Source organism: Pseudomonas sp. MWU12-2037 (assembly GCF_023242345.1).
Lineage (GTDB): Bacteria > Pseudomonadota > Gammaproteobacteria > Pseudomonadales > Pseudomonadaceae > Aquipseudomonas > Aquipseudomonas gingeri_D.
Window position 1 is genome coordinate 1 of record NZ_JALLIZ010000055.1, and the last position, 560, is coordinate 560.

1 protein-coding gene is annotated in these 560 nt (G+C 61.2%); it reads right to left on the reverse strand.

The genetic code is table 11. From position 1 onward, the window contains the following. Positions 1-560 (reverse strand): ribonucleotide-diphosphate reductase subunit beta (locus M5B42_RS32065; protein WP_248748066.1); only part of this gene is annotated, 560 nt, incomplete at both ends.

Genomic DNA, 560 nt, shown 5'->3' on the forward strand with positions numbered 1-560 from the left:
ATCAGGTTGCGCAGCAGTTCCTTGTCGGTCTCGACGGTGCCGGTCTTGAATTCCGGGTCGGAGATCGAACGGGTGTACTTCAGGCCCCAGGTGGCCTTTTTCGCCACGGAAGGAATCTCGTGGTACATGTTGAAGATCTCGCCTTCATCCATGGCCAACGATTCGATGCAGTACTGGTAGGCGTGGGTGTGGATCGCCTCTTCGAAGGCCTGGCGCAGGATGTACTGGCGGCACTCGGGGTTGGTGATCAGGCGGTACACGGCCAGCACCAGGTTGTTCGCCACCAGGGAGTCGGCGGTGGAGAAGAAACCGAGGTTGCGCATGACGATGCGGCGTTCGTCGTCGGTCAGGCCTTCCGGGTCTTTCCAGAGGGCGATGTCGGCGGTCATGTTGACTTCTTGCGGCATCCAGTGGTTTGCGCAGCCGTCGAGGTACTTCTGCCAGGCCCAGTCGTACTTGAACGGCACGAGCTGGTTGAGGTCGGCGCGGCAGTTGATCATGCGCTTTTCGTCGACCGCGACACGGGCCGAGGCGCCTTCGAGTTCAGCCAGGCCTTCGGC